This is a genomic window from Paenibacillus sp. JNUCC 35, assembly GCF_058269095.1.
In genome coordinates, this window is the sequence record NZ_CM177771.1 from 5,837,550 (window position 1) to 5,861,236 (window position 23,687).

The following is a 23,687-nucleotide window of genomic DNA, read 5'->3' on the forward strand; positions in this document are numbered from 1 at the left end:
TCCTACTTCCATTTAAACACGGACAGATAACCAAAAGTAGGGATAAATCTATTGAATATAGGGGGAATATTACAGAATAGAGCGCATAAAAAAAGCGCCATTCCGTCTGGAATGAACGCTTACGTCAAATTGCCCGGGAACCATTCCCACGGCCCTGTTCCAAATCCTGTCCCCCGGTGCAAAGTACCCGCCGGGTACACATGCTTTCGCCGCTAAAGTCTATTCTTCTTCACGCCGCCAAATATCGTGATATTCCTTGTGCCGCTTGAAAAGGGCGTGCGCGTACGAACAGGCCGGAACGACCGTCTTCTTCTCTTCCCTCGCCTGATCGACGACAGCCCGGACCAGCTCTTCGCCGACTTTCTGGCCCCGCAGGGATTCGGATACGAAAGTATGATCGATCACCAGCGACTCTTCGCCCAGGGGCTGATACGTAATTTCAGCGACCGCTTCCCCGTTTTCCATCACCGTGTAGCCGTTGCCTTGTTTGATAGTTTCTCTCATGGTACTGGCCTCCTCCTGATCTGCTCTTTTTATTATTAACCATTTTTTAGCCTTTCTATTTTCCGAGAATCTTGGCAAACTCAAATGAGAACGGGAGGCGGCGGAAAAATGAAAGAAAAAAAGGTCAGGGAAATCCGAATATCCGATTATCCGGCTATTTATTTGTTGAACCGAGACTTCAATCCGAACCTGCATTCATTTTCTGAACAAAAAGTAAAAGAAAAAATTGAAATCATCACCAAAAAAACAAACGATATCATTTTTGTTTGTGAACAAGACGAGGAAGTTATCGGATATATCCATGGAAGCCCCTATGAACTGCTTTTTTCCGATTCATTAGTCAACGTCTTGGGATTTGTAGTGAAAGAAACGTTCCGAAATCAGGGCGCAGGCAATATGTTGATCGAGAATCTTGAAGCCTGGGGAAAGACCAACGGATTTTGTGGAATCAAATTATTATCCCATCCGAGCCGGACAGCGGCTCACAGATTCTATGAAAACCGCGGCTATGTGTTTACAAAGGACCAAAAGAATTTTATAAAAAAGTTCGACTGCTAGCAAAAAAGCCTTAACCCATTACCGGGTCAAGGCCTTTTTTTCGTGAAATTATTAATGCCCTAAATTATTTCACCAGCTGAAAATCACCGGAACCGGTTCTTACTTTGAGCTTCACTTCGCCGCTGCCGAATTTACCTTTCAGCCGGTCTTTCTTATCGTTCTTCTCTTCATAAGAGAAGGCTTCCCAGTCGACGCTTCCGTTGCCGCTTCCGCCCTCGAAGTCGACGGCCAGCGATTTGGGCTCCTCGGTCAGTTCTATCTTCACGTTGCCGCTGCCGGATTTGAGATCCGCGTCCCGCAGCAGCTCGCCCGCTTCCACACGGATGTCGCCGGAATGCGTCTCTCCTTGCAGAGAGGCCTTGCCCTGCTTAAGCTCGACATTGCCGCTGTGCCCTTCGAATTTCAGGTTGTTCGCCGCATACTGTTCGGCTCTGATATCGCCGGAGCCCGCTTTTAGCGTAATAGCGTCTCCCTGAACGTCAGCCACATAAATATTGCCGCTTCCCGCATTCGCAACCAGCTTGGCGGATTTAATTTCACGGAAAGAAGTGTCGCCGCTTCCCGCTTTGGTTTCAACGGAATCTCCTTTCAGAGATTCGAGGTCGATATTGCCGCTCCCGGATTGTACACGGACGGACTTCCAGTTTTTCTCGGGCAATTCCACAACCAGCTCTACGTTGATAATCGTCACGCCTACTCCGATTTCGTTAGGTTCCTCGATTCCGACCGATAGCGTATCGCCTTTGGCATCGACCTTGAGCTGAAATTTCTCCGCCTGGTTTTTGCTGACACTGCCGTCCAGGCGTACGTTCACTTGGTCCCCTGCGCCTTTGACGATTCTGGTATCGGCGCTTCCTGTCTCTACGGTAATATTTTGTAAGGAAGCCGCTTCCGCCGTTTTTTCCAGATGTATGTCTTGCGTTTTGAAAGAAAGTCCGTTCCAGGAGAACACACCCACCGGATTAAAGTAATACAGCAGCGCCAGCACCCCAGCGCCAATCAGCAGAAAACCCATATTTCTTCTCATCTAATCGTTCCACTCCAATCAACCGACATTGTTCTTGAATCCAGCCGAGCCTTACCTCGCTTTCCAAGTATATCACCAGAAATTGACTGTCCGCATTGGACCTGCGAAGGTAATTGTTCCCCGTCTGAGGTCCAGGGGATCAGCCGGACACCAACCCCCCCGATTTTTCATAAACTGAACAAAAGAACGACCGAAAAGGAGTCTGTAAGCATGTACAGCCCCCCTTATCCCGTCCCGTATCCCTTCTGTCCTCCCGCGTTCGTGCCGGCCGTCCACGTTTTGCCTGCCGGACCGCGCCCGTTTCCCCGGCTTCCGGAAAATCCCGGATACCCGCCCGTCGAACCGAAGCAGCTGATCTCGTCAGCCGCTTCTTTGCGCAAGCTGCTCGCCGACGGCAATGTGGTCCTCGCCCGGCTGTCCGACGAGCCGTTCGCCCGCCGGCTGATGACAGCGGCGCAGGCCGGCCGCAAGCAGGAGGTCGACCGGCTTATGAAGAGCATCGCCATTTCCTCCGTCCTGGCTGCCCGCTACACCCCGAGCGGACTTGTCATGACCGTGACTCCCGGCGATCAAGACCTCGCATGCTGCGTCCTTACGATGTCCCTGAAGTGGGGACAGTAAGGAACTCGGCGGCGGGTGCGATCGGGCTCCATGCGGGGTGGCAGTTCCCGGACAGGGCGGCCGTAGGCCGGACGCCTCAGAATGAGCGGCCACGGAGCGCCGCAAGCTTGCGTTCAAAAATGCCTGCACGCACATGCCGTCCGGCAGTGTCTGCGGCAAAGGCCGTGGATTCGGGCCGCACCAAAACCAGCCTGCCGCGGGCCGAGAGGCTTTCGGCCGGAGCAGCCGGGGCCGCAGCCTCGACTCTGCGGCCCGGACCGCCGATACGCGGCGCCACACACTGCGCGCGCCGGGCTGATCGCGGTGCGAAACAATGCCGGACCGCCGCGCAAACCAAAAGGGCCGGAGGCGCACACTCCTCCGGTCCTTCCATCAGTTGGCGCTTAATTCCCTTGCGCCAGACTGGCTTTAAACCCTCCGCGCCAGCTCGGGTACACGGGCTCCCAGCCGTATTCGCGCCGGGCCTTGGCATTGGACGCTCCGCGTTCGCCCCGGCCCTGGCCCGGCTGGAACTCCGGCTCGGGGGCTCCGAGCGCCGAAGCGTAAGCGGGCAGCCAGAGCGTGCCCGGGGCCGGCTCGTCGTCCACGATGTTGACCGCCCCCGAGGGCCACTCCAGCGCAGCCAATGCGGCTCTTGCCGCATCTTCCACGTGAAGCAAGGAGCTGACGCCTTCGGTCGCCTTCACTTCGCCGCTGCGGACCTTGCCGGCGACAGCCCCGTCCCGGGCATACCAGGTTCCGGGGCCGTACAGCAGCCCGTAACGCAGAATGACGGACTCCGGCATCTCCGCCGCCGCACGCTCCAGGGCGGCTACGCCGTCCACCGTCGTCTTTCTCGGCTCTGGCGCCTCCAGATCTAGAGGCACATCTTCCCCGGCAGGCCCCACCCCCGGCTCATACATCCACGAAATGCTCTGGGCAATCATTTTCCTGGCGCCCGCCTCCCTTGCGGCGTCCACCAGATTGCGCGTGCCCTGCTTCCTGATCCGGGCGTTCTCTTCCAGATTATAGCCGCTAAGCGCCGTAAGCTGATGAATCACGACCTCGGGCTGTACCCTCCGAAGCTGCGCAATCAATCCTTCCCGGTCGAAAGCATCCGCCTCCACCGGGACGGCCCCTTGCGCCAGCACAGCATCCTTCCCCGCCTCGCTGCGAACCATGGCGTATATGGTATGCCCTTCCTTTACCAAGAGCGGAAGCAAGGGGCGTCCGATTACTCCCGTAGCGCCTGCCACAAAAATTTTCATCTCCAGCCCTCCTGTACGAGTTCCCTAAGCGGGATTCTTTCTCTTACTAAACAAAAGAAGGAGCGTTTTCGTGACAGGCCGAACCTTTTAAGGCCATCAATCATTAAGGAAGCGAACGATCAGCAGAGCGACCGCCCTCGCCGTATCAATCCCTCGTTAATTCTTCATCCGGTAAATCCACGCCTCGTACGGCTTCATTTCGCAAAAAGGGCCGTTCGGACCGTTCACCTTGTAATTCGCAAGAATCAGCTCTTTTTCCGCCGAAGCTATGGACCCCGGCAGCGTGCAAACCGTACTCTGATCCGAAATATTCAGCAGGACCAGCCATTTCTCGCCGTCCAACTCGCGCAGGAAAGCGTAAATCCGGTCATCCTCTTCCAGAAGAGGCTCGTAAGTCCCGTAGATCATCACCGGGTTTTCCTTGCGGAGACGGATCAGCTTCTGATACGTGTAAAAAACGGAATCCGGATCGGCGAGCGCCTGCTCCACATTGATTTCCCGGAAATTCGGGTTCACCTTGATCCACGGGGTGCCCTCCGTAAAGCCGCCGTTGGCCGAGCCGTCCCACTGCACGGGAGTTCTGGAATTGTCTCTGGCCAGGTGCAGCAGGCTCCGGAAAACTTCCTGCGGCTCGCGGCCTTTTTCCACTTCTTCCTTATACTTGTTCTTTAACGCGATATCGTTGTAATCCTCGATCGAATCGAACCGCACTCCGGTCATGCCGATCTCTTCCCCCTGGTAGACGTAAGGCATTCCGGGAAGGGTATGGAGCAGCACGGCAAAACATTTGGCCGATTGTACACGGTACTCCTTGTCGTTGCCGAACCGGGTGACAAGCCGGGTATGGTCATGGTTGTTCAGGAACTGGGAGTTCCAGCCCCGGCCCCACATGCCGTCATACCACCTTTTCTGAATCGCCTTGAACTTGTCCATCTCCCAGTGAGCCATATAATCGCAAACCTCGAAATGGAACAGGGTGTTGAGCTCGCCGCGGTCTTCGCCAACATAAAGCAGGCCGTCCTCCGGCGTCACAAACGGGATTTCCCCGACCGTAAAAACGTCGTAATGCTTCAGGACCCGCTCGTGCATTTCCTGCAAATACTCGTGTATCCCCGGATTATTTCCCAGATAGGAGATATTCTCCGGATGCTCCGCATCGGGAAAACCCGCCTGCTTCGCAAGCAGATTAATGACGTCCATCCGGAAGCCGTCGATGCCTTTGTCGAGCCAGAAGCGCATCATCCCGTAAATTTCCTCGCGCACCTGAGGATTTTCCCAGTTTAAATCAGGCTGCTCCGTTGCGAAGGAGTGAAAATAATACTCGCCCGTCCGTTCGTCGTATTCCCAGGCGGAAGGCGTGAAATAGGATCTCCAGTTGTTCGCTTCCCGGCGCCAGATGTAATAGTCCCTTTTGGGGTTATCTGTGGACGAGCGGGCTTCCGTGAACCAGGGGTGCTGATCGGACGTGTGGTTGACCACCAGGTCCATGATCAGTTTCATGCCGCGGGCATGAATTTCCCGGAGCAATCTCTCGAACGTCTCCATCGTGCCGGCCTTGGCCATTACGGTCCGGTAATCCGATATATCGTACCCGTTATCGACATCCGGCGATCCGTAGATGGGATTGAGCCAGATTACGTCCGCACCGAGCTCTTTTATATAATCCAGTTTCCGGATAACGCCTTCCAAATCCCCGTACCCGTCTCCGTCCGTATCGTAAAAACTTCTCCAATACACTTGATAGACAACCGCTTCTTTCCACCATGTTTTTTGCATGCACTTGCACTCCTCGCTGATAAAAGTCGGTTTCCAAATCTATAATTCGGCGCCGGGACACTCCACCCCTTCAAAAGCCGCCGGATGCCTTACTCGATAAAGCGCCGCTCCAGCCAAGTCTTTCCGGATTCACCATAAAAAAATATATTTATTGCGTAAAGCGTGACAGATGTGTGAACGGCACTGTCAATATTATACCCGCGGTCAATAACCTTCGGTCAATTCCACCTGCCTTCTTTCGCCCCCCTTTCACGGTTATTCCATCGTTCAAAATTGCTAATTTTAGTTAAATTTTATAAAAAATGTTTGACAAGAGTGTGAGCCCATTCTATACTACAGATACAAAAACAAGTTTTCCTACCCGTTTACTTGCATATTGATTTAACCGGTCCCTCATAGTCCCGCCGTTTCCCGTACGGCAGCTTTTTCGACCCACTTGGAAAGGGGTGATGCCACTCGGTTTGTAAGGCTGTTTGCAAGGCCGCAGCTAAGATTAACCGGCTAACGCGTTTTGCCCAGGCGCCGCACAGCGGCCATCAACCATTTCCTAGGAGGGATTTTTTATTATGAAAAAGAAGCTGACTTCGCTCGTACTCGGAGGAACACTCCTGATTGCATCCGCTCTGCCTGCAAGTGCAGCAACCGCCGAGGTTGCAACGCCGAAATCCGTAACCCCTAAATTTATCGGGGAAACTTGGAAAGCGCCGGCAGGACTTTCAAACGATGAGAAAGTGTGGGGCTTCCTCGATCACAAGAAAGAAGCGCTAAGCCTTAGCGGCAGCTTGAAAGACAATCTGAAGATTGTCACCAAGCAGACCGACGCTGCGAGCGGAACGAATCACTATCGCCTGAAGCAATACGTCAAAGGAATCCCGGTCTACGGAGCGGAGCAGACGGTGCATCTGGATAAGAACGGCAACGTGACTTCTTATCTCGGAAGCCTGCTTGCGGATTCGGAGCAAGAAGTGGCTAACGGAGTTAAAGCCAAAATCAGCGCTTCCGATGCGATCAAAACCGCTATTGCGGACACCGAGAAAGCCGTCGGCAAACTCGGCCAGCAGCAGAAGCCCGCACAGGCGGAGCTGACGATCTATCCGCTGGAAGGCAAAAACGTGCTCACCTATGCGACAGAGGTGAACGTATTGGAGCCATCCCCGATTCGTACCCGTTACTTTATCGACGCGGTTGACGGCTCTATCGTGAAGAAGTACGACCTGCTCGATCATGCGGTCGGTACGGGCACAGGCGTGCTGGGTGATAGCAAACAGTTCATTACGACACAGAGCGGCTCGACTTTCCAGCTGAAGGATACCACGCGCGGCAACGGCATTGAAACCTATAGCGCCAACAACGGTTCCTCTCTGCCTGGGGTACTTAAAACAAACACAAACAATACCAACTGGACCGACGGGGCGGCCGTAGACGCTCACGCTTACGCGGAGAAAGTCTACGACTTCTACAAAACCAAGTTCGGACGCAACAGCCTGGACGGCAACGGAAAGCTGATCAAATCAACCGTTCACTACGGAACAAACTATAACAATGCCTTCTGGAACGGCGTACAGATCGTTTACGGAGACGGCGACGGCGTCACCTTCCTGCCATTCTCCGGAGATCCGGATATCATCGGCCACGAGCTGACGCATGCCGTAACCGAATACACGGCCGGCCTGGAGTATTACGGCGAGTCCGGCGCCCTGAACGAATCGATTTCCGATATTTTCGGCAATACGATCCAAGGGACCAACTGGCTGCTCGGAGACGATATTTACACGCCGGGCACGCCGGGCGACGCGATCCGCTCCCTGTCCAATCCGGAGCAGTTCAACCAGCCTAGCCACTACAGCAAACGGTACACGGGCACTTCCGATAACGGAGGCGTTCACAAGAACAGCGGCATCAACAACAAAGCGTTCTACCTGATCGCGCAAGGCGGCACTCATTATAACGTTACCGTAGCGGGCATCGGCCGTGACAAAGCCATCAACATTTACTACCATGCCCTGACGTACTACCTGTCTCCATATTCCAACTTCTCCAACATCCGTGCGGCCGCCGTACAATCCGCGGTAGACCTGTACGGAGCCGGCTCCGCCGAAGCCGTATCCGTAGGCAAAGCTTACGACGCGGTGGGCGTAAATTAAGCGGGCGGCTTAGTCTCAAAGTTTAGTCCGTCGGGGGCATGACCGCGACGTTTGCGGCTCCCGCACCGCCGGTAATAAAGAAACCGCAGTCCTCCTTAGGAGACGACTGCGGTTTTTCAATTTTTGCGGAATCTGCTGTACGGCGGATAGGGAACGCCCGGCGTACCTGTTCTGTTTTTTACCGGAAGTACGTGTGCCTGGTTTTCCACTGCTCCAGCTTGATGCCCGCCCAGAAGAAATAAATGCCCAACGTGACAAGGCCGAGCAGGAACCACTTGATCCACGAACCGAAAAGTCCGACCGCCGTACCTTCAAAGCGCAGACGGCGTCCTTCAATGACCGTATGCTCAATCTTCCAGCGATAAATGATGACGAGGCTCCACGGGTAACAAATCCCTGCCGTTAGAGCTGTGATGATGGCCCCGAGCAGATACAGGCCTATCAATTCCAGCAGGCCTCCGTCAAAATAAGATTCCCCGCCCTGCGGCTTCCGGTCGGGTTCGAAATTGAAATCCTTCGGAAGTGTCACGTTGATCGTCGTTTTGGCCATGTCTTTTGGGATCTTCCCTTCTTATAATGACTTAGAAAAACGTTTATTTGCCGGACATCCACTTGTCAACTTCAGCCTTGGGTACTTCACCTGCAGGAACTTCTCCGATGTAAGCGGTAGACGAAGGACCGTAATAGTTGACCGGAAGCTCAAGAATCTCGCAGGCGGCTCTCATCGGAACATACGTCGTCCCGTCGTAAAGAAACGTACTTGCGGCGATGCGTTCCCCGTGAACCTTCACCTGCACACGATCCAGATAAACGTCGATGGTTCCGCCGCCCCGCACGAGCGTTCCGGCTGCCGCATCCGTACTCTCATCCGAACCCTGCTTCTCCCATTCGTCGATAACCTCATCGGGTACTTCACCGGCGGGGAGCTGGCCGATGTAGGCCGTCTGGGCGGCCCCGTAATAATTCACGCTTAATCCGAGCAGGTTAGCCAGATCCCTTATAGGCAGATATGTAGTCCCTTCATACAAAATATTAGGCGCCACGAACTCTTTGCCGTTCACCTTGATGTTCATCCGGTTAAACTGGACATCGAGTCTTGCCTGCACGGCATTCTCTTCCGTCTCTTGCCCTCCGCTTCCTTGTCCGGAACAAACCGGTGTGTCCGGAAAGTCTTCACAGAAATTTTGGCATAGCTGATCACCGGGATCTTCTTCGCAGATCTCGATATAAGCGCTGTGGGGCAGAAGATAATTTCTCGCCATTGCCGCCCCCGAGAAGCTTGCCACGACAATCGCCAAAAGAAGCGCCGCCAAGAAAGGCGTTTTTTTTAGCACGTTTCAAATCCCCTTTCTCCGTTTCACAAAATATTCCCCACAGACATTACTGTGGTTATAATGGGAACTTCCTCCTATGTTTATCGGTTTTTCCATACTCATTTATGAGTCTTTAGGCCTAATTTTTTCAAAAAGCAAACACTTATCATTATTCTTCCAGACGGCACCTGGAAACGTATAGTACGAAGTCCCATGAAGGGGAGGCACAAGCCCGTGAACCCCAAAAACCTGCGCAGAAGTTCTGCGCAGGTATGGGATCGGTGCTTTCGCTTGCGTTAGTTGATGAAGCCGGCGGTGACAAGGAACCGCCGCAGCATCACCGCGGACTGAGCGCGGGTCGCTTCGCTTGCCGGCGCCAGCGTGCCGTCCGTCATGCCGTTCATGAGACCGGCATGAACGGCTGCGGCTACTTCCGCCTGCGCCCAGCCGATCTTGCCCGAATCGGTGTACCGGGCAAGAATCTCTTCCTGCTGCGGCTTCGTGATCGCCGCAGCGGATGCCGCGCCCGCATAAGGCAGGGCGCGGACGAGCATGGCCGCCTGCTCCTCGCGGGTGATCGGGCGCTGCGGACGGAACGAGCCGTCCTCATAGCCGCCGATCAGACCCGCAGCCGCCGCAGCGGCCACATCTCCGGCGAACCAGTCGACGGAGCCGACGTCGCCGAAGGCTGCCGGCCCGGCCGCTTCCGGCAGGCCGAGCGCCCGGACAAGCAGCGCCGCGAACTCGGCGCGCGTAACGCTGCGCTCGGCGTCGAACCGTCCGCCGCCGCTGCCTTCCACGACGAGCTTCGCCGCAAGCAGCTCGACATCGGCCTGCGCCCAGTGGCCGGCCATGTCGGCGAAGACCGGCGCGCCGCTTACGACCGCGTAGAAGCCGCTGCCGCTCCGCTTGAACGTCACGGCCGTCTTGGCCGCCGTGCCTGCCGGTGCGAAGAGGGATGGCGCGAATGAGATTTTCTTCTCATTCGGGTAAGCACGCACGCCGGTCGCTCTCTTCGCGTCGAAAGTCCCGTCCAGGGTCAGCTCCAGCTGTCCCTGTGTTCCCAGCGCCGCAGAGCCGCCGGACTGGGCCTTTGCGGCGATTTCGAGCTGCACCGGCGTTCCAGCCGCCTGCAAACCCGCCGCTTTCACGGCCGCTCCGATTGCGGCCGCATCACTGTCCGCCGCATAGCGGAGGGTGTAGCGCACGTTCATGCTGCGGCTTTCGCCTCCCAGCTTGCGCGCAGCTTCGTCCAGCTTCAAATCCGCGAGCTGTACGGTGTACTTGCCTACCGGACCCGCGATGACGAGTGTCCGGCTGCCTTGAGGGACGTCCATCAATGCGGACGCCGGGATTTCGACCGTGTCGCCCGTGTAGGCGATTTCTACGGTCGAGTGGGTTTTGAGCGCTTCTCGCAGGGCCGAAGCGTCTACTTTACCTTCGGTGGCCGTCACCTTCCCGGCAGAACCGCCATTATTTCCATTGTTTCCATTGTTCCCGTTATTGCCGTTATTGCCGTTGTTTCCATTGTTACCGTTATTTCCTTCGCTTCCATTGTCGCCGCCGCTGCTGCCTCCATCGTTTCCGCCGCTGCCGCCTTTTACTTCCAGGGTAACCGGCTGAGTGTAGAGGTCATATTGGTTATTGGCATCCATAGAAGCCGTGTACCGCAGGAGAGCATGAGCTTTTCCCGCCTTTTTGCCCGTTATTTTGCTGCCGCTCACGTCCACGACATCCTGTCCGTCCAGCAGGACGATATCCGGTGCCGCGTTCGTTTTCGTCCCTCTGTAGGACTCCACTTCCAAGGACAGCGCCACGTTTTCGCCCGGAGACAGGGTGTACGCGCTCTTCCCCGGTTTAACGGAGGCGGCCCAATCCGCGGCCCAGGACGCATAGTCGGTCGTAATGCCGAAGGCGCCGAGCCCGAAAAACTTCATAAAATCGTTCTTGTTGTTAAATGTCCACGGAGAGATAATAACCCCCCGGTGTTTGGCGGCTTCCATAAAGTTTTTGCCGAGTCCGCTGTAGCTCGTGTTGAACGTCGCGTTCAAAGGCTGAAGCACCTTGAGCGTTTCCCTCAGCGATTTGTTGACATTGGCTTCGTTGGCATAGCCGCTAGCCAGCAGACCCGAAGGCATTTCGGGCATCAGCTCGGCAAGCCGCTTCAGCTGATTCGTGTCGAAGGACATCGCATCGACGAGGTCTTCGGCTTTCTTTTCCTTGATGATTCTTACAAAAGCATCGACTGCCGCCGGGGTACTGGTTTTGATTTCGGCCATTACCATGCGGCCCTTGGATCTGGCCAGGTCGATCTGTTCATCCAGTGTCGGTATCTTCACATCGGGATACCCGGTCGGGAACGGTTTGTTCGCGTTGAGCTTTTTGAGCTCGGCGAGGGTAAAGTCTTCGACTTTTCCTTTACCGTTCGTCGTGTTTTCCAAGACCGAATCATGAACGATGACAAGATGGCCGTCTTTGGTCAAGTACATGTCGTTTTCAATAAAATCGGCTCCGTATTCGAGGGAGAGCGCATTACTTTCGATGGTATTCTCCGGAGCCTCGGAAGGAATGCCCCGGTGACCGATAATATACGGTTTACGGATCAGAGTCGTTCCGTTGGAATACAGCTTCAGCGCCCCGATAGCCGCTTCCGGCGCATCCGTCACGATGCCGTTCGCTCCGCCCGTAATCAGATTGTGCAGGGACACGGTTTTATCCGCTTGAGCGGACTGGTCCTGCGCCCACACCACCAAAGTCCGCTGCTGGAGATAAGCCATATGCTCGCGTGTAGCCGCTTTCTGGGACAGGAGCGCGATTTTGGCCAGATTTACGGTCGTTTTGCGGCGGATTTCCATCAAATCTTCGTTGGTATCCGCTTTGGCCTGGCGGAAATCCACAATGCCGCGGATGATCGGGTACGCCAGACGCGCTTTTTTGACCAGCTCGCCTTTGTCGGACACGATGAACGCGTCTTCGATTCCTCTCGCTTTGAGCGCCTCGACAAGCTTGTCGGTGGTCTGCTCATCCCGGACATAGAAGGCCGGAATCACTTTGTTGTTCAGCGCTCCCAAGATGTCATCCAGACTTCCGATCTCGGCGCCTCCGGGAGCGGTGATTTTCAGATTGCCGTTCACGTACAGCATGGCCGTCGCAGGCAGGGAAGTTCCCTGCAGCTTAACCAGATCGGTGGAGGATTTCAGCTCCGTGACTACAGTAGGGGCCAGGGAAATCTTCGTCTCCGGCTCCACGACCTGCACGAAACGCTCGGAAGGCAGCGGAGGCAGCGCATCCTGCTGCAGGGTGACGCGGATATTGTCTACCTTCATGCGGCTTCCGTTCGCCTGGAGACCGATGCGGCCCTTCTTGTAAGCGCCGGCGTTATCGGTGTCGACGAGAAGCTTGTCGCCTATCCATTCCTGTACCCGATCGCCGTAGGCTTTGACGGTGTAATGGTACATTTTCGCAGGGTCGATCGCTTCGGTGTAAGAGCCGCGGTCCATGACGTTCCACTCATTGGCTGAGGTCCGCTCCGCGAATTCAACCCCGTTGACGGCTGCCGCATTTTGCCGCACGGCCATTTGGTAATAGGGGACATTGTCATTTTGGATACGGAACATAATCGAATGCCATCTCGCTGCATCGTTAGCGGAGAGATGTGTAATATCCGCCTCGATTTTGTAATTCCCGAACAGTCCCAGATACTCGGGAAGCAGTACGCGGGAAGGGTTATCCGGGGCGGCGGAGGCGTTCAGTTCAAATGCGCCCGACTTGACGGCCGCCGCGGAAGCGGTCGTTCCTTCTTTACGCGTCCAGTCCTTCGGAAGAGCGCCTTCGGCCGTTTGATCGAAGTTTTCCTCATAGAGGGTGTATTCTTTCTCCCCCGGATTCTTGGCAATGACCATCACGGTAAGCGACGCGTTATCCTTCTGAACCGTAACCGGATAAGCGCCTTTTTTATTCACCTGCAGAGTACCGTTTCCGGTTGAAACCTCTTGACCGGCCGGTTTCCAGAGAAGATCTCCGCCTTTCAGCGTCCCTTTGGAGAAATCGCTGAATTCGGCCTGGAAGCTTAGCGTATTAAGATCCAGTTTCATACCGGTATCCGTCAGCACATAGCCCTCCGCATGCTGCAGCTTAACGGCTTGCGCACCCGTCGCCGAAGGAGTGACGGTGATTTCACGCGCCGTTTCCGCATTGGCATAGACGGCTTTTACGGACGCTTTGCCCGCTTTTACCGGATAGAGCTGGTTATTCACGATTTTCACAATCGTCTCATCGGAAGAGTACAGGCGAATGGCGTCCTGGGCCGGCACTTCCGTTAACCCGTCCGAGTAATACACGCTTCCCGTAACGGTCACGGGCCCCGTCAAAGCTACCAGCGTGCCCGGCAGCGTCACATCCAGCCGATCGGCCGTTACCCGCGTCACCTTCAGGTTATCGAACGAAACTTTGCTTTGATCGGCCTGAAAGCCGACTTTTCCTTTTTCCAGAAGATTGGAAGGGAAATTCTGATCCATGAGAAGCGTAAAATCCGCCTCGTCCTTGGCTTTGATGTATTCTTTGACGTTGTTTCCGACTGCGCGGACCTTCAACGTATAGTCCTTATTGAACTCCAGCGGTTTCCACATACCGCTTACAGGCGTAGGCGAAGCCCAGTTGTTATTGGGCATCCGGTAAGCCAGCTCGAAGGTTCCGTTGCGGCGGACCGCCATTTGGTTGTACGGATTTTTCCCGTCGGCCGCTCCCCTGAACATCAGGGCCGCCCACCTCGCATCGTTAAGCACCTCTTCAAACCGCATGTCCGCTTCGACGATATAATCGTCCCACTGGACAGGCGCGGAGATGCGGGCCTGCTGCCCGGAGGCTTTGCCGTCGAAAGCCATGCGGCCGTTGCCGTATGTATCCTGAACGACGGTAAAGGGAGCACTTCCCGCATTCACATCGGAGATCCATCCGGCCGGAATTTGCCCCGGCGCATAGCCGTCGAAATTATCCTGAAGGAGCACGGGATCGATTTGAGCCGAAACCGGGTTCTCGTCTTTCAGGTTGAGAATTCCGTAGCCGGCCGTGTCGTTCCAGAACGATTTGGAGTTAAACGCGCTCCAGTAGCTTGTCCGCTGCTTGCTCGTGTCAGCCTCGTAACGGTCCGTTACACCGATCTCAAAGCCAAGCTGCTTCTGCAGACCCGCGTCAAAATGGAGCATGTCCCACGGAATCGCGGTTTCCAGCGTCCATCCGCCCTGGTCGGTGCCGACTGCCCTCAAAATTTTCTTCTCGTCTTTGCCGCTGTGGTTTCCCAGCGCCGCCCCGAAATGAAATTCCGGCGTAGAGCCGGGTTTGTACACGAATCCCACCTGCATATCGTCGGCTGCAAAAGGCGCCGACTGATGCAGGGTCGGATCGAAGAAGAAATTGATATTGTCCTGCTCGAACCAGTACCCCGTTCCGCTTGGGACCAGCGTGTCGTCCTCGGCTTTCACGCCGATATACAAATACTTGTTATCCCACAACAACCCGAACCGGGCGTTTTTGAACGTGCCTTCGCCTGTCCGGACATTCATCGTTTCGCTGAGGTTCCAGAGCGACTCGTCGAGCCTGCCGTCGATTACGGGCGGAGTCAGCGTCTTGCGGACATCCAGCGCCTTCCTCCCCGGGTCGGCAGCGTATGCCGCCGCATCGAACAGGCCAAGCGGAGCCGTACCGCACAGTAAAGCGGCGGTTAGAAACAGGCTCAAAAACCGGGAGAATCTTCTCATTTCTGATCCATTCCTTTCGAATGAGATATCCGGATCGGTTCCGGACGGCCATGGGCGAGAACAACAAAAAACCCTCTATCCATCAAACCGGAAAATGCCGAAGCAAGACATTTTTCGTTTGTGCATAAAGGGTTTTCTCCTGGACTCTTACCCTTGGATATTCAGTTGTTCCTGCATGTCTCTTACTCTACCAGTACTATGTCAGCGCTGCGTTAAGTATGCTTGAAGATTTTGTAAGCGTCCGGGTGGAGGCGGAACGGGAATATGGACGCGAAACGAACGGAAAGGATTACGGATTGACTTATCAAAACCTATCGGTTAAGTTGGTTATAAATCTTTGACGACTCGTGAGGTGATCTTCTTGAAAGAAATCCCTATGTCCTATATCAAAGCGAATCAGGCCGGCATCGTCCTGTTCGTGGTGCTTACGATCGCTACCCGTCAGCCTTGGCTGCTCGGCCTGCTGCTTGCCGTACAATTGGCGGGTCTGCTGCTCCACTGGAACTTGTTCGTGCAGGCGGCCAAGCCTTTCTTGCGGACGAACGGCGAAACCCAGGCGGCGGAGCTTCAGCGCTTCAACAACGTGCTCGCCGTGCTGTTCCTCCTTCTGTCCGTGCTCTCGTTCTCCGTCGGCTGGACGGCTGCGGGCTACATATTTGCCGGCATGCTGCTGGCGGCCGCCGGAACCGCTCTGCTCGGCTACTGCATCGGCTGCACGGTTTACTTCCAGTACAAACAACTCCTGGCGAGAAGACGGCTGAACCGCTCCTAACACCCGTACTTGCTCAAAAGAAAGAACCCGCCGGTCAACCGGCGGGTTCCGCAATAAGACGTGACGATCCTTCCGCCGGTTTAACGGCGGTCGGACAACAGGAAGGAGTGCGGCTCCTTCCTGTTTTTTTATTTTAAGCGTACAGCATAAAGAAGTTCAATTCATGACCGTTCTGCTTCAAATAATTGTACAGCTGCGAACGATGGTGGAAAAGATGCGTCACGATTTCGATCAGCCATTTGATTTGAGGCATGCTGTGCTCCAGATAGAAAGCTTTCGTTTCTTTGTTCAAAAGCTCGTCTTCGCTCAGCGAAACCATATAAGCTTTCAGCGTATCGAAGTGAGTCCGCAGCCGCTTCGCCAGTTGTTCCGGGTCCGTCATGTCCTGCGCGCCGTTTTCGACAAGTTCAACCTCCGGCTGCGTTTTTTCCTGCAAAATGGCCAGGTCCGAGGCGGGCAAAGCGGCAATATGATGGACGAGCTGCAGAAGTGTCCGCATGTTTTCCCCCGGGGTGAACCCCCACTCCTCCGGTCTGATCCGCCGGATCAGCGCCTCGCTTGTCCGGACCGACAGCTCCAGCTCGTCCAGAAGATGATCCCTGATTTGCATAACTCCGCTCATAGGTAATTCCATCCTTTCTTGTTCCATCCGAGATACATAACAGTATAACCAAACCCGACTGCTTACAGATAGGATAAATCGGACATGCCCCGGTATTCGGCAGCCGCCTTTATCGGCGATGCCCCGTAAAATCTCTTGAACTCGCGGATCATATGAGCCTGATCGAAAAATCCGCGTTCTGCCGCCGCAGCCGCCCAATCGGTGACGGAACCGGCCTGAATGTCCCTGAGGAGCGTTTGAAACCGCACCACTTCAGCGAACTTTTTCGGGCTGAGGCCCACCCATTGATTGAACGAACGGTGAAGCTGTCTCGTGCTGATGGTTTCGGACCGCGCCAGTTCGCTTACCGTCTCCACGCCGCCTGAAATAAAAACGCGGTACAGCACATTCTTCATCCGGATGTCCCCGTCCGTCCCCTTGTCACTCAGCTGCCGCACCAGACACGCTTCGACCGCTCCGATTCTTTCCCGGAAAGAACGGGCCCCCCGCACGCGCTCCTCTGTTTCTCCCCCGATAACCGGGCCGATTTGCCCGGCCGCAACCGCCTGATCGTGAAATTCGGACAAGGCCGTCCGCAGGAACGGATACGCGCCGCCGGGCAGAAAACGGATTCCAAACTTTCTCATGGGCGCCCCCTCCTCATAGGAAAGGGTAAAAGCTTGCTGGAAAGTCCCACAGTACCTTACGTGCATTTCACCCGTTTTCAGATTCTCCGTAAAAATGATATCCGTGCAGCCGTCGGGAAGAACCCGGTCCACCGCATCCGGCCGAAGAAGCAGCGGCGCAGCCTCAACTCCGCGCGGTTCGGACTGCCAATAGCAGCATACGTACGGCTTGAGAACGGGGGACGGCCCTTTTTCTTCATATATATAGGTAGAAACTCTTCCATTCGCCTGAACGGGCCGGAATAAGTCGTGCAGTCTCGCATCCATCTTCCCCCAGAAGCCCCCCACCCTTTTATCCTCTATCTCCCACTATAAGCCCGCAAGAAAAGCCGAGCAAGGCTCATTTTAAAGGCAATTTCCAACCCGTTTATCACGAAAATAAAATATTTTCTGTAAAAAAGCTGAAATTATCCATTTTTTATGGAATACATGGCCTTTAGGAACTGTCTTACCTATTGTACAGGCCTGATCTTGAAAAGGGAGGAGGTTCCGGATCGTTCACTAGCTCGTTTATTGTTCAAATATGAATGAAAAGAGGGAACTAGTTGAAAAATCGCCATCTCATCCAAAAATTATCCGTGATGTCGCTCGCGTTTGCATTCGTTGCAGGCACGGCGCTGCCTCATGCCAGTGCAGCCCAGTCCGGCAAAAGCATCCATCCGCGTACCCAGCTCAATGGTTCTCTGAATCCCGGTACAAACTCGCTCCCGGGCCAGGTCAAGGGGTATATTTCCCCGAAACTGAATACGGCCTCCACGAATTCCGTCCGTGTTATTGTCCAGCTGCAAAATCAGCCGGTCGCCGTAGGCAAATACGCCGCCAAGCTGGGCATGTCCGCTCTGGCAGCCGAATCTACCGAATCGGCCATCACGCAGGAGCAGACCGCTCTGGTCAGCGCCGCCAAAAGCAGCGGAATTAACCTCCAGGTCAATTACCAGTATAATACCGTTTTAAACGGACTGGAAGTAACCGTTCCGGCCAACAAAATTCCCGCGCTGGCAAAACTGGCCGGCGTTAAATCGATTCACCCCAGCGCCAACTATTTCCCGATCCCCGTAGACGAACCGCAAGGGCTCGATGTAAGCAGCCCCAACTATGACATCACTCCGCTGAAACAGATCGGCGCGGATGTCGCCTGGGCCAAAGGCCTCACCGGCAAAGGCCTCAAAGTCGGCGTTATCGATACCGGAGTCGACTATCTTCACCCCGACTTGAAGGATGCCTACAAAGGCGGCTACGATTCCTTCGAGAAGGATAACGACCCTTACGAAGAGCCTCCGCTTACTCCGGAGGAAGACCCCTACGGCACCGGATTTGACGGGACGTCTCACGGCACCCACGTATCCGGAACGATCGTAGGAAGAGCATCCAACCCAAGCTCGGACATCGTTCAAAAAGGCGTCGCTTACGAAGCCGATTTGTATGTATATAAAGTGCTCGGCCGGAATCCCGAAACGGGCAAATCGTCCGGCTCCTCGGCTCAGGTCATCGACGGCATCGAGCATGCGGTTAAAGACGGCATGAACGTCATTAACCTGTCGCTCGGCTCCGACGCCGAGAAAGACCCTAACTCTCCCGATGTCGTGGCTATCAACAACGCCGTGCTCGGCGGCGTAACCGCCGTTATCGCGAACGGCAACGCGGCGGACAAAGGGCCTTACTACTATTCGCTGGGATCGCCCGCGACTTCGCAGCTCGCTATCTCCGTAGGCGCCGTAACCAGCCCGAAAACGCAGTACACGGCATCCGTATCGGAGGCGGTCTATACGCCGCCCGTTTCCCCGGGCGCCGCTGCAGTCCCGCCGGTGACGCCTGCGGCCGCCGGATACAATCTCAACGTGATGGCCTGGGAAACCGGCCAGGAAAACTTCGCCTCCATTCTGGGCACCAACCCTAGGGACGTGGTGTACGTCAACCTGGGTCAGCCTCAGGATTATGAAGGCAAAGACGTAACCGGCAAAGTCGTGCTGATCTCCCGCGGTAATCTCGCCTTCGTGGACAAAATCGCCAACGCCAAGCAAAGAGGCGCGAAAGCGGCGATTATTTTCAACGGCAACACCGAACGCGGAGATGCGACTAAAGCCGATCTTTCCGAGTCGGTCATCGGCCGTGACGGCTTTGTCGGTTCCGCCGCTTTCCTCGGCGACGGCTTCGAGTACATTCCGACCTTCGACATGAAAGGCACGGAAGGACGCGCTCTCGCCAGAAAAGCACTGGCCGCTCAAGGCCAGACGCTGAAGCTCGCTTTCGGGGCCAACTATCCGAAGAGCGAAATCCCGGGCGATACGATGGCGACGTTCAGCTCCCGCGGTCCGAATGTGGACGGTGACCTGAGCATCAAGCCGGATATCAGCGCGCCGGGTGTGAGCATTCTGTCCACATGGCCTGCCTACGGCAAGCAAAAACCGAATGCGAACTACAATACCGCCTACAGCCGCATCAGCGGTACCAGCATGGCCACTCCGCACGTAGCCGGACTTGCGCTGCTGCTGAAACAGCAGCATCCGGACTGGTCGCCGCTGGATATCCGCGCTGCGCTGGCTAACACGTCGGACAAAATCAGCGACCTGGACGGCAAGCTGTACGACGTCTACTCGCAGGGCGCAGGCCGTGCGAACGTGGGTACTGCCGTGAATACGCAGGCGCTGCTCCAATCCGTGGAGCCGATCACCATTCTCGATAAGTACTGGCAGCCGCAAGCCGTGACGAACTACAATCCGTCCGTCAGTTTCGGCCTTCTGGCTCCGGGAACGAACGCCCAGAAGGAGCTTCAGCTGAAGAACGTATCGAAGCAAAGCGTGACGTACTCGGCCAAAGTCGTGCTGCATCCGAACGTAACGTCGGATCCGAACGCTCCGACCAAAACGCCGGATGTCACGAACCTGACCGTTCAGCTGCTCGGTCTGCAAAACGGTAAACTGACCGTTGCGGCCGGCGCTTCCAAAGGATTTTATTTGTCCGTAACACCGAAGAACAATGCGGTTAAAGGCGTTTATGAAGGCGAAGTGCTTCTGGAAAGAAGCGGCCAGCCTTCGCTGCACCTGCCTTTCGCCGTTCACGTCGGCCAGGATAAGCCGGAAAACGGATTCGGTCTGCAGGAACTGGAGCAAACGGAAAATGCCATTTATCCCGATAATCGTGACGGCTCCCCGACCACAACCGACCTTTCCTTCCGCCTGACGGCCAAGGACGTGAACGCGATTTCCCTCTGGGCTGTGGGACTCGATGACAAAGAAATCGGCATCCTCGACGAAATCACACAGACCGACGCTAACGGCCGACTCAAGCTGATCGAGCCGGGCGCTTACTCGTTCGAAGGCATCGACGGTTCTTATGTGGACGGAGAACTGGATGCGAACGGTAACCTGAAGGTGAAACAGCTTGCAGAAGGCACCTACAAGCTCGCCGTAATCGCTCAGAAGATCGACGAGTTCGGCAACAACGTGGGCGGCATCTCCTATACGGCTTACAGCTCCCTGCGTATCGCCAACCTGGAGAGCGACCGCGTCGCCAAAGCGAAAGACGATTTTAAAGCCAAAATCGTCAATACGCGCAAAATCAACCAGCCGGTTCTGCAGCTCCCTAAAACGGACGGAATCGTGTACAAGGTAACGAACAGCTCCAACAAAGCTTATGTCGACAACAGCGGCGTTCTGAAGTTCGTTCCGAACAGCGGGGTCGTCAACGTCGAGCTGACCGTCACGATCTCTTCCGCCAAGAACCCGGCCGTCAAAACCACGGTCAAAGTTCCTGTCGTGCTGAGCAAATCGTCCATTCCGCAGCGCCAGACAGCCGATGAGAGCGCGCTTGCCGAATAAAGCGGATCGGCGCTTCAACGGAATAAGCTGCGCGTAGCGGCGTCAGCGGCGTCAGCGGCGTCAGCGGCGTCAGCGGCGTCAGCGGCGTCAGCGGCGTCAGCGGCGTCAGCGGCGTCAGCGGCGTCAGCGGCGTCAGCGGCGTCAGCGGCGTCAGCGGCGTCAGCGGCGTCAGCAAAAAAGCCATCTTCCGGCTGCCTCAGGGCAGCCGGAAAGATGGCTTTTTTATAGTCCGGCATGTGCCGCAGGCTGACAGCTTCAGCAAGGTCAGCCTTAGCGGCAGACGTCTTTTATCGACATAGCCGGCAAATTTAGCTTATGGAAAAGGGGCCTGCCGGAACTCCGCGGTTCCTTTACACGTCACCCCGGTTTATTTAGTCAGGGGATTCCCTCCGCCGTTCCACCAGAGGCCAAAAAGCATGTCCGCCCATTCCTCGGTCGGCACGTTCAGCCAATTCGGCGTGTCGATGGCATGAAAAAAAACCGCCGTGATCACCGGAAGAGGAATATCCGCTCTCAGCGAGCCCGCTTCCTGGGCTTTTTGGAACAGAGCGGTCAGCTTTTTTTTCAAGTCCGCATGGCCTTCATTCAAAAATTCAAGATCCCGTCTCGCTTTGTCCGAGGCCGTTTCGTCGATTTTGGGGGCCGCCAGCATCAGCGTATGGAAGTTCGACAACTCCAGAAAAATAAGCAGCACTTTTTTTATGGCCGCTACCGGTTCGAGCTGCTCGATCCCTTCGCAAGCCTCGATCGTCTGCTCCATCGTTCTGCGCATGCAGGCCGCGACGATCTCTTCCTTGTTGGCGTAATATTCGTAGATTGTGCTTCTTGCGCCCGACAGCATTTCGGACAAGGCTTTCAGATGAAAGCCGTCATAGCCGCGCTCCATCAATAAGCGCTCGGTCGCGTCCAGCAGCTCCGATTTAGTAAACGCCCGTTGTCTCGCCATAACCCTCTTCCCCTTCCTTCCCCTATCTTATCACCGCGCGGATAGACAGACAAACCCTAAAGGGGTGACGAATGTGAGGACTATTTTTAAATGGAACTAGTTTTTCAAAGATAAAAAAACAGGCGATCAGTCCAAAATGTTGGAGAACCGATCGCCCTGAATTTTACATAGGCCGGAATATCACATTATTGTTCATATCCATAAACATTGATTCGTCTTAGCAATTTGTGTTCATTGTCATGAATAATAATATTGCCCTGGCTGTCTACGGCAAAGTCTACAGGAATAGAATCATCGAAAAATTCCATTTCTAAAGTTCCCACAGCAACCTCCCCACCGGGTCCACGCGGGCTAAACGGAGAATAAGGCAAATCCTCAAAATTAAAGTTACTCGTCGCGAGACGATCGTAGGTTTTGGTTTTAGGCTCATACAAGCCACTATTGTAACGAAGCTCGCTTAATTTCACGTAATCCTCGACTTTACCGGTGACATCGATTTTATAGAATCCGTTTTTATCAGCCGCATAAAAAAATTCGCCTTTGGAGGCGGCTGCGCCGATCTTCTCCATCTTTATTTTGGCAATCTCGATAAGACGTCCGTCTTCCCGCAGCATATGAATGGTTTTATTTACGTAATCCATTAAATAAATCTTGTTGTCCTTAATGAGTGAAACAAGCTTGGGCTTCTTTTCAGCTGCTATAACCGCTTTTAGAGATCGTTCTTTTCCCGCTTCTACCGAATAAATACTTCCAAAGAAGGTATTACTGAAGATTAAGTTAACGCCATCCAACGTTGTCATTATGTCATTCTCTTCGTCAAATAATGTCTCATCGGCATTATAAGTAATCAATTTTACCTCGGGAAGAACTTCATAAATGACTATTTTAATATCTTTCTTATCTACACTCGCCAACATATACAGTTTATCGCGCTTCTCATCGTAAAAAATTTTCTCGGGAGCCAAGTCTCTATAGGACAGACTTTGAACCTGATTTTTTTTATCCAAATACTCGATATCAAACTTTTCGTTTAAATTCAAAACTTGTTCCAACTTTCTGTTATCTCCCGTCTTTTGATTATACTTGGAGATAACATACTCGTACTTGAATTGGCGTTTCGAATCGTAGTCAATCATATAAATATCGTCGTTAGAATCGGTCACAAAACTGGATACAAAGCGTGTTTTCGCACTCTTGCACTCTAAAAATTTAATACATATCTTTATATAGGATTTCCCTATCTTAAGAGAGAGATTATCGACGGTCGGATGCTCCAGCTTCTTCTTTGGAGCTTCTTTTTCAGGGACTGGGGGAACCGGTTTATTCTCTTCTTTAGGTACGATAGTGATCACCTTGGAAGCATTGTCGTAAGCAACGTTGCGGTTCAAACTCTCGGCGATAAAGCGCAGAGGCACTAGGGTTGTGTCATTTACGATTGCCGCCGGCTGATCCAGGATCGTCGAAACTCCGTTTACGTTGGCTTCGCGCTGGCCGACTGACAACGTTACAGTCTGACCGGTACCTTTTAGGGTAACCGTCTGTGTCGAATTTTCCCAGCCCACTTCCGCTCCCAACAGTTCTCCGAGAAACCGGAACGGGACCATGCTGGTATCTTTCATCAATATAGGGGCTGCAGGCATAAGAGTTTTCTGCCCGTCAATATCCGCTTGAGGATTATCGATCGTCAGAGTAATAATTCGGTTCGTTCCCGCAGACTCCGCCGACACATGACCCTGGTAATGAATACTTATAGAAACTCCAAATAATAATAGGGCTAACTTTAATAATCTTCTTAATAACATATATTTCCTCCTGATTTTGTGTTATTTTCAGTATAATATTTTTCCTTCTTCCTGTATCTACCTATTTTTTAGTTTTTATAAGCTTTATTCACAACAAAAAAACAAGAAAGATCCCG

At 54.3% G+C, this 23,687-nt stretch carries 17 protein-coding genes; 5 read left to right on the top strand and 12 right to left on the bottom strand.

What is annotated here, in order from left to right:
- Positions 1-219: 219 nt before the first annotated feature.
- Entirely contained in the window at positions 220-504 is a 285-nt protein-coding gene (locus AC2TF6_RS26425) for a GNAT family N-acetyltransferase (protein WP_491309201.1), read from the bottom strand.
- A gap of 108 nt (positions 505-612) precedes the next feature.
- Here AC2TF6_RS26425 and AC2TF6_RS26430 point away from each other — a divergent pair, with 108 nt between their 5' ends.
- Positions 613-1,062, top strand: coding sequence for a GNAT family N-acetyltransferase (locus AC2TF6_RS26430; RefSeq protein ID WP_491309202.1), 450 nt, complete (start codon positions 613-615; stop codon positions 1,060-1,062).
- 64 nt (positions 1,063-1,126) lie between these two features.
- Here the strand turns inward: AC2TF6_RS26430 and AC2TF6_RS26435 are convergent, their stop codons facing one another.
- Positions 1,127-2,089: a DUF4097 family beta strand repeat-containing protein gene (locus tag AC2TF6_RS26435; RefSeq protein ID WP_491309203.1), complete on the bottom strand. Its 963-nt coding sequence runs from the start codon at positions 2,087-2,089 to the stop codon at positions 1,127-1,129.
- A gap of 210 nt (positions 2,090-2,299) precedes the next feature.
- Here AC2TF6_RS26435 and AC2TF6_RS26440 point away from each other — a divergent pair, with 210 nt between their 5' ends.
- Positions 2,300-2,710 (top strand): YuzC family spore coat inner layer protein, encoded by a 411-nt coding sequence (locus AC2TF6_RS26440; RefSeq protein WP_491309204.1) that lies wholly within the window; start codon positions 2,300-2,302, stop codon positions 2,708-2,710.
- Between the two features lie 383 nt (positions 2,711-3,093).
- Here the strand turns inward: AC2TF6_RS26440 and AC2TF6_RS26445 are convergent, their stop codons facing one another.
- The gene (locus AC2TF6_RS26445) at positions 3,094-3,957 is read right to left on the bottom strand and encodes an NAD-dependent epimerase/dehydratase family protein (protein ID WP_491309205.1); all 864 of its coding nucleotides are present in this window, start codon (positions 3,955-3,957) and stop codon (positions 3,094-3,096) included.
- A 156-nt stretch (positions 3,958-4,113) separates the two neighbouring features.
- Positions 4,114-5,733: a glycoside hydrolase family 13 protein gene (locus AC2TF6_RS26450; protein WP_491309206.1), complete on the bottom strand. Its 1,620-nt coding sequence runs from the start codon at positions 5,731-5,733 to the stop codon at positions 4,114-4,116.
- Positions 5,734-6,299: 566 nt separating this feature from the next.
- Between AC2TF6_RS26450 and AC2TF6_RS26455 the strand changes: the two genes are divergently transcribed.
- Positions 6,300-7,877, top strand: coding sequence for a M4 family metallopeptidase (locus tag AC2TF6_RS26455; RefSeq protein WP_491309207.1), 1,578 nt, complete (start codon positions 6,300-6,302; stop codon positions 7,875-7,877).
- Positions 7,878-8,055: 178 nt separating this feature from the next.
- On the opposite strand, the gene AC2TF6_RS26460 is transcribed toward AC2TF6_RS26455, so the two are convergent.
- The 3 genes from AC2TF6_RS26460 to AC2TF6_RS26470 form a co-directional block, all read right to left on the bottom strand.
- A complete protein-coding gene (locus AC2TF6_RS26460; RefSeq protein ID WP_491309208.1) occupies positions 8,056-8,427 on the bottom strand; it encodes a DUF898 family protein in 372 nt (123 codons plus the stop codon).
- 43 nt (positions 8,428-8,470) lie between these two features.
- On the bottom strand, positions 8,471-9,211 hold the full coding sequence (locus tag AC2TF6_RS26465) for a stalk domain-containing protein (RefSeq protein WP_491309209.1): 741 nt from the start codon (positions 9,209-9,211) through the stop codon (positions 8,471-8,473).
- Positions 9,212-9,486: 275 nt separating this feature from the next.
- Complete coding sequence (locus AC2TF6_RS26470) at positions 9,487-14,946, bottom strand: glycerophosphodiester phosphodiesterase family protein (RefSeq protein WP_491309210.1); 5,460 nt, start codon at positions 14,944-14,946, stop codon at positions 9,487-9,489.
- A gap of 352 nt (positions 14,947-15,298) precedes the next feature.
- On the opposite strand from AC2TF6_RS26470, the gene AC2TF6_RS26475 reads away from it, so the two are divergent.
- Positions 15,299-15,718, top strand: coding sequence for a DUF4395 family protein (locus tag AC2TF6_RS26475; protein ID WP_491311720.1), 420 nt, complete (start codon positions 15,299-15,301; stop codon positions 15,716-15,718).
- Positions 15,719-15,851: 133 nt separating this feature from the next.
- Here AC2TF6_RS26475 and AC2TF6_RS26480 read toward each other — a convergent pair whose 3' ends face one another.
- Positions 15,852-16,340: a DinB family protein gene (locus AC2TF6_RS26480; protein ID WP_491309211.1), complete on the bottom strand. Its 489-nt coding sequence runs from the start codon at positions 16,338-16,340 to the stop codon at positions 15,852-15,854.
- Positions 16,341-16,402: 62 nt separating this feature from the next.
- Positions 16,403-17,272: a DUF6597 domain-containing transcriptional factor gene (locus AC2TF6_RS26485; RefSeq protein ID WP_491309212.1), complete on the bottom strand. Its 870-nt coding sequence runs from the start codon at positions 17,270-17,272 to the stop codon at positions 16,403-16,405.
- A gap of 278 nt (positions 17,273-17,550) precedes the next feature.
- Between AC2TF6_RS26485 and AC2TF6_RS26490 the strand changes: the two genes are divergently transcribed.
- Positions 17,551-20,823 (top strand): S8 family serine peptidase, encoded by a 3,273-nt coding sequence (locus AC2TF6_RS26490; RefSeq protein WP_491309213.1) that lies wholly within the window; start codon positions 17,551-17,553, stop codon positions 20,821-20,823.
- Here the strand turns inward: AC2TF6_RS26490 and AC2TF6_RS26495 are convergent.
- From AC2TF6_RS26495 to AC2TF6_RS26505, 3 genes are all read right to left on the bottom strand, one after another.
- Positions 20,747-21,007: a hypothetical protein gene (locus tag AC2TF6_RS26495; RefSeq protein ID WP_491309214.1), complete on the bottom strand. Its 261-nt coding sequence runs from the start codon at positions 21,005-21,007 to the stop codon at positions 20,747-20,749. The two genes, AC2TF6_RS26490 and AC2TF6_RS26495, sit on opposite strands and share 77 nt — an antisense overlap.
- 183 nt (positions 21,008-21,190) lie before the next feature.
- Positions 21,191-21,769 (bottom strand): TetR/AcrR family transcriptional regulator, encoded by a 579-nt coding sequence (locus tag AC2TF6_RS26500; protein WP_491309215.1) that lies wholly within the window; start codon positions 21,767-21,769, stop codon positions 21,191-21,193.
- Between the two features lie 185 nt (positions 21,770-21,954).
- Entirely contained in the window at positions 21,955-23,571 is a 1,617-nt protein-coding gene (locus AC2TF6_RS26505; protein WP_491309216.1) for a copper amine oxidase N-terminal domain-containing protein, read from the bottom strand.
- Positions 23,572-23,687 lie beyond the last annotated feature (116 nt).